At 33.3% G+C, this 6,398-nt stretch carries 6 protein-coding genes; all 6 read right to left on the bottom strand.

Annotated elements, in window-relative coordinates; genetic code table 11:
- Positions 1 to 93: 93 nt before the first annotated feature.
- Positions 94 to 642, bottom strand: coding sequence for a carboxymuconolactone decarboxylase family protein (locus Q1A01_RS22745; protein ID WP_299685581.1), 549 nt, complete (start codon positions 640 to 642; stop codon positions 94 to 96).
- A gap of 68 nt (positions 643 to 710) precedes the next feature.
- A complete protein-coding gene (locus Q1A01_RS22740) occupies positions 711 to 1,274 on the bottom strand; it encodes a TetR/AcrR family transcriptional regulator (protein ID WP_299685578.1) in 564 nt (187 codons plus the stop codon).
- Between the two features lie 244 nt (positions 1,275 to 1,518).
- Positions 1,519 to 3,960, bottom strand: a complete 2,442-nt coding sequence (locus Q1A01_RS22735) for a TonB-dependent receptor plug domain-containing protein (protein WP_299685575.1) — start codon at positions 3,958 to 3,960, stop codon at positions 1,519 to 1,521.
- 112 nt (positions 3,961 to 4,072) lie between these two features.
- Positions 4,073 to 5,020 (bottom strand): hypothetical protein, encoded by a 948-nt coding sequence (locus tag Q1A01_RS22730; protein ID WP_299685572.1) that lies wholly within the window; start codon positions 5,018 to 5,020, stop codon positions 4,073 to 4,075.
- 77 nt (positions 5,021 to 5,097) lie between these two features.
- Entirely contained in the window at positions 5,098 to 5,388 is a 291-nt protein-coding gene (locus Q1A01_RS22725) for a hypothetical protein (RefSeq protein ID WP_299685569.1), read from the bottom strand.
- Between the two features lie 49 nt (positions 5,389 to 5,437).
- A complete protein-coding gene (locus Q1A01_RS22720; protein ID WP_299685566.1) occupies positions 5,438 to 6,391 on the bottom strand; it encodes a rhomboid family intramembrane serine protease in 954 nt (317 codons plus the stop codon).
- Positions 6,392 to 6,398: the final 7 nt, after the last annotated feature.

Here is a 6,398-nt window from a genome sequence, read left to right as displayed (position 1 = left end):
ACAATGATATCATTGTTCAGCTTTAATTAATAAATTTAATCCATTAATAATCTGTATCGATTAGTTAGGACTAGACATTATGATTTGAGAAGATTATTTAGTCCAAGCAAACTTTTGGAAAGGCTCATCTATAGGAGTATTAGCAATATGGTTGGTGTAATTACTAATCACCTTCTGAGAAACACCTAAAATAATATCTAATACTTGTCTTTGACCATACCCTTGTGCATAAAATGTTTCTAATTCTGCATCACTAATATGACCGCGATTTCTAACAATGCTCAATACGGTGTTTTGTAATACCTGCAATTTTTCGGTAGGCATTGCCTCTCCATTACGTAAAGCTTCTGTTAAGGCAGGATCTACTTTCATCATATGTGCGATCGCTGTATGTGCAGGAACACAGTAATGACATTCGTGTTCTACATTTATGGTTTGCCATACTACAGTGAGTTCTTCGGCATTAAATGAAGAATTTGAAAATAACTGATGTGTAGTTTTATACACCTCTAGTAATGCGGGTGATTCTGATAAAACTCCGTGTAAATTTGGAAGCATTCCAAATGCTTTAACCGAATTTTTTAAAGATTCTTTGCTCTCTTCTGGAGCCGTTTCAATTGTATGAATTGTTAATGTACTCATGTTATTGTATTTGTAATTTATGTTTGTAAAATAACTAAACAATCGTTTAGTTATTGATTAAAAAAATATTAATTGTTTGTAAATATGTTTTCGATATAGTTATCTAATTGGTTTTTTTGAAATACTCTTGATGCTGAGGCAAGTCCAAACATAGAGATAATAAAATAGTCTGCTTTTTTTTCAATAGTGTTAGGATCTTGGTTTTTCTCTTTTTGTAGTGCTAGCGCAAACTGATTTCTAATTTCGGCAGTAAACTTTCTGAGTTCAGCTTTGATTTCTGAATCTGCATCTTCTTGTAATTCATTTGCAGCATTTGTAATTAAACATCCCTTTCCAAAATGCTCATCTTTAGAAAAAGCTATGAAATCATAAAAGTATTGTTTTAAGCCTTCTACGCCATTAGTTGTATTTTTTAGAGGAATTAAAATATCGTTTAGTTTTTTCTTGTAGCATTTAATACTTTCTAAAAAGACGCCGTTTTTGCTTCCAAAACTTGAGTAGATAGAGAATTTATTTATTCCCATTTCTTTTTCCAGCATTTGCATAGATGTAGTCTCATAACCATTACGCCAGAATAGGCGCATCGCTTTTTCTATGACTTCGTCTTCATTATAGTTCTTTTTTCTTGCCATTGGTAGTAAAACGATACAAAACTAAACAATTGGTTAGAAATAAAAAAATAATAGTTTAACGATATAAACTCTAGATACACTTTAACACTACGTTCCTCCTTTTTGGTCGTGAATCTTGTAATTTTACTTTACTATTTCATTTTTTCCAGTTACAAATCTCCTAGGTACGCTTTAACGCTACGCTCTCCTTTTTTGGTTGTGAATCTCGCAAGCTCGATTTCGCGAAAGCGTACCCAGAAACTTCCTAATTTAATGATGTTTGTAATATGCCTACATTTCCTTTTTGGTTAATAGTTGTTGCCTTCACTTTGAGTGGTGTTGTGGTATCGGTGATAGGTAATGTGATTGTGGCCTCGCCATCTTCATTTGTTTCTATGGCAGGATTCCAATATAAGACTGTAGCATTTTTACGTTCCTTCTTAGAGAGGTTTTGTTGATATTCTTCAAAAGTAATGGCAGTTTCATATCCTTGAAAATCAAGTTGTGCTTTTTTTCTAGGGATATAGGTGTCTTCTGCAAAGCGCGTATAGATAGCAACTACACCTCCAGCACCTCTAGAACCAAAAATAGCAGCCTCAGGACCAATCAAGACTTCGATACGTTGAATATCAGTAAAACTTACAATATTCATCACTTGACTTAGAGAAGTTCTTGCAGGGCCGTTTAGTGCGCTAATTAAGGTATTTCCTGATGTTGGCGGACTACCAGGTGGTGGAGGTGGCGCACTGCTTTTACTAAGAGGAATCCCGTCAACAACAAATAAAACAGATCCTGACGCTCTCGGAATAGAAATACTAGGGCTTATTTCTCCAAGGCCTGAGATAATCACACCTGGGACTTGAGTGAGTAATCGTGCTAACTCCTTGGGACGATCATAATCTTGATATACTATTTGATGTTTAGAAGGTTTTACACCGTATACTGATGGTGTTTCATTCTTTGGCGCCTCTTTTGTTTTTCTACCTGTTAATGGCACTTCATTTAATACAAGTGTTCCTGTTGTATCAAATGGCTTTACAGTGAGTGCTTTCTCATCTTTTGGGGTGTTGTTCTCATTTTTTGTACTTTTCTTAGCTTCTTTAATTCTTTCTTTTTCTTTTTTAGGATTTACATAAAATGAATCTTCCATACGTTCTAATTGTACCAATCTAGATTTTGTATCATCTCCTTGTGTTCTGCATAAAAGAGTTGTTTCTCCATCAATTTGGATATTATCTATACGTAGCATTCCATCTGCATTTGTGGTTGTTTCTTTGATAGAAATACCATTTTCATTGGTAAACATGACCTGAATAGGTGTGTTTACTAATAACTTGTTATTAAGGTCATATGCATAGCCTTTGATGTGAAGTCCTTTTTGGATAGGATACTGTATGTTTTTAGAAGTGACAGTAGTTTCTGATGGACTCCCTATATTGTATTTCTGAGCGATAAGCACATACATATCTTGTAGAAAACGGCTATTTCTCTCTGTCGTATTTTCTTGCTCATTTGGTAGCGAAGCAAATACATCTGCATCTTTAAATCCAGTTGTATGAGTAGCTTCAGAAATGATACTCAGTGCTACTTCTGTTTGTACAGGTTTATTTTTTTGATCTGTGACTTTTACTTTATAGGTTGCTTCAGTATCAGAAAGAGCAACTTGGTCTAGTGTGATTTGTAACGATTGTCCATCAATCCAAATAGGTCTTTTTGCTAGCTGATTTCCTTCTTGATCTATTAATTGGAGTTCTAAAATTCCTCTGGGGATTTTTTCTTTATCTAATTTGATATCAGCCTTATTTTTGGTAAAACTAATTTTCTTTTCAAAATATGGAACTCCTCGTAAAGTACCTATAAGTGTAAGTGTTGTTTTTTGAGCTTTCTCAGAACGAACTACCTGAATATTGGCAACATCAGCTGCTATATTATTAACCTGTAATAGATGGCCTTGTGATTCACTATCAGGTAAAGGATAGGTGGTTCCATTTTCTAATTTTAAAAAATAACGTTCGTTACTTTTGGGTTCTAAAAAGGCAATCCCTGAGCCTGCATTATATTCTTGTACTTTAATAATACTGTTATCCTGACTATCTACAATGGTACCAATCGAGCCATCTGTACTTACAAGCCCTGACGGTATTTGAAATACTATCTTATTTTTAAATCCTTGTAAAAAAACACCTCCTTCTGGTAGCATTGTAATCGTATTTGTTGCAACGGTACCAGTATTAAAAGTATCTCCAATTTGTATTTGTTTTTTTGCAGAGGAATTGTCATTATAGTTCTTCATCCACTGAGTGTATGCTTTTACAATATAATTTCCTTCTTTGGTTCGTTTAGGTAATATGATGTTGCCAGTAACCATACCATCTATGATTTCGTGAAATTGCTTTTTTACAGTAGTTCCATCCGTATCTTGAAGTTCAATATGCAATACACGACTGTTGCTATATCTATTTTGTTGTGGTCCTGTTAGGAGGTATGCTTTAAAAAAGAGATGGTCATTGTTTATTTTTTCATTAGCCAATTGTAAGACCACATGTTCTCTCATCACATATAGTGAGTCCTCTACAGAGACTTGCGTTATCATTGGGACTCCAGGATTATAAGGTCCTCTTTGTATAATATTTTGAGAAAAACCAGTAAAACTGCAAAGGGAAGAGAGTGAAAGAAACGTGGCGAATAGGTAGTTAGTTTTCATCATAGCTATTACTTTAATACGTTAATAATCTACTATAAAGATACCTCTCAAATGATTTTTCCTTGTTCTTATTTAGATTGATTTAACATTATTAACAAGGTCTTGTATGTTTTGTTTACCATATATCTGTAATATAGAGACGTATTCCTGTTTTTTCTTCAACAGTTAGTAATGAGTCTCTTAGTGGAATAGTGCGTATACCAATGGTAGTTCTAGGATTATTTGTTTTTGCTATATGTTCTGGGGGAAGCGGTTTAATGATCCCATAGGTTGGTTTTGAATCATCGTTTAGTGATGTCAAGTACCAATCATCTATAATCACAAATTGATATGGAGAGAGTTGTCCTTTTTTAATGGCTTCTTTAAGTATGGGGATTAATGGTGGGTATAATGTATCCTTTCGGTTATAGGAAGTAGAGATAGAATTATGATGACTTATAATCGTAGAAGTCCAATATCCCTTGCCTACTAGTTGTTCTCCAGGATAGCCTTGTATCGCTATGATGTCCATAAGCTTGGCTATTTGCTGCTCACTATGTGGAGCAAATTTATTTTCAGTATAACGAGTTTGTGCTTTTTCGCTAAATCTAAATAATGCCTTGAACGCTTTCCACTGATCTTTAGCAAACATCTTTTTTACTTGTGACTGCACTTCTTTATTTAGAGTGTCTTCATATATGGCTACTAGGGAATCGTATTTGTTTTTGAGCGTTTTCCAATCTTCTTTGGTAAGATATTCTTTAAAGAGTTTATTCTTTTTGATAGCTTTTAATGTCCATCCTGACTGTATGGCTAATTCAATATAGGCGAGTGTTTTTTCTTTGTTCTTTGTGTAAGCTGCCAATTGACTTGCAATTTTATAATCTCTTATAAACACAAAGTCATAGCTATTAAATAATTGTTCATACATTGAAAGAGCGTCCCCGTATTTTTCAGAAACAATTTTTTGTTCTATCTGTAAAACACTTTGATGGTATACGGTATAATCATTCTTAGATTGCCCAATTATTGCGGATATCGTACACAAACATATAAAATAGGAGAGGAGTAATTTTTTAATCACATCATTGGTTTTAGCAGTTAACTAAATTACTTTTTTATGCATATTAAAAAATAAACGTTTTGTTAATTGATTGAATTTTAACGACCTGCTAGCGGAGAATCAAAAATACCTACAGAGAGCTCTACCCATAGTAGAAGAAATGCAACTAGAAGTAAGATATAGAACAGTACTTTGTAGTTGCGGTTTTGTACATTTAAAATGATTAATTCTATCAGACTACCAAGACCTAATAATAAGATACCTGCAATCATAAAATCTGTAAATGTCCAACGGACTTCATTTGTAAATTGCATAGCAATAAGAGGAATCAGTAAAAGTATTCCTACACTACAAAGTATAAGAAGTCTTCTTTGGTTTTTAGGTTGCATGATGATGAATAACAGCGTTTTTAATCTTTTAAAATTTATTAATTATGGTTTATTCTTCAGGCATTCTAAGCAAGTTTTCTAGCGCCCATTCATTCTTTTCATCAATGTTTAATATTTGAATGTATACTTCTTTGGCTTTTTCGTATTCTTCATTAGCGTGTAACTCATATGCTTTGTCAGAAAGTTCAATGATTTCTAATTCTTTTAAATTACTTAAGGCAAATTCATTATCAGAATCCCGTTCAAGGATTTGATTATATAATAAACGAGCTTCTTCGGTATCTTGATTTTCATAAGCAATATAAACTTTATAAGAAAGCCAAGAAATCGAGAAAGGATTCCAAAAGATAGATGAGCCTACTAGAAGTATACATAGTACTCCTATAATACCTTGTTTTATCTTAGAGAACTCAGCAATATATCCTAATAAGATTCCAAATAATAGGCCAAAAACATGCGCAGCATTTGCAACCTCCCATACACCTGTTTCTGTTAAAATAATGCATAGAAAAAGCCAGAGGATAAATAGGTATATGATCTTTTTAGTAAGGGTGTTTTTATACGCTTCTGTTATTTTTCTTTTTGTAAAGATATATCCAAAAAACGCATACACAATTCCAGAAAGACCAATTCCAGTAGTTTCTGAGAAAGATAGTTGAGCTAATGAGCTTATGACAGCAGCACTTACTATAAAAGTGCCAAAAAATAATTCACCTTCTTCAAATTCGATTTTTTTGCCAAATATCCAGAACCAGTATACATTTGCAATGATATGTACTATGTCTAAGTGCAAGAAGTTTGAAGTAATAAGTCCCCAATAACTTCCTTTAAAAATATCTTGTGTAGCTGGCACGCCCCATTTTGCAAAAGCATCCCAGTTTTCGGGATCTTGTTCCGTGTTAATTCCTATAAATAATACGATACTGATAATAACACATATTCCTGTGACTATAGGAATATATTTTTTGAAACGCTCTGAAATAGGAATGGTTATTTCTGACATTTTTATT

Source organism: uncultured Dokdonia sp., from assembly GCF_947492815.1.
Lineage (GTDB): Bacteria > Bacteroidota > Bacteroidia > Flavobacteriales > Flavobacteriaceae > Dokdonia.
The sequence above is the reverse complement of the archived record's forward strand: the minus strand, read 5'-3'. Positions and strand labels throughout refer to the sequence as shown.

Excerpts from the sequence above, each read along its gene's own strand:
- Q1A01_RS22740 (WP_299685578.1), bottom strand. The coding sequence starts at position 1,274 with ATGGCAAGAAAAAAGAACTATAATGAAGACGAAGTCATAGAAAAAGCG.
- Q1A01_RS22720 (WP_299685566.1), bottom strand. The coding sequence starts at position 6,391 with ATGTCAGAAATAACCATTCCTATTTCAGAGCGTTTCAAAAAATATATT.
- Q1A01_RS22735 (WP_299685575.1), bottom strand. The coding sequence starts at position 3,960 with ATGATGAAAACTAACTACCTATTCGCCACGTTTCTTTCACTCTCTTCC.
- Q1A01_RS22745 (WP_299685581.1), bottom strand. The coding sequence starts at position 642 with ATGAGTACATTAACAATTCATACAATTGAAACGGCTCCAGAAGAGAGC.
- Q1A01_RS22725 (WP_299685569.1), bottom strand. The coding sequence starts at position 5,388 with ATGCAACCTAAAAACCAAAGAAGACTTCTTATACTTTGTAGTGTAGGA.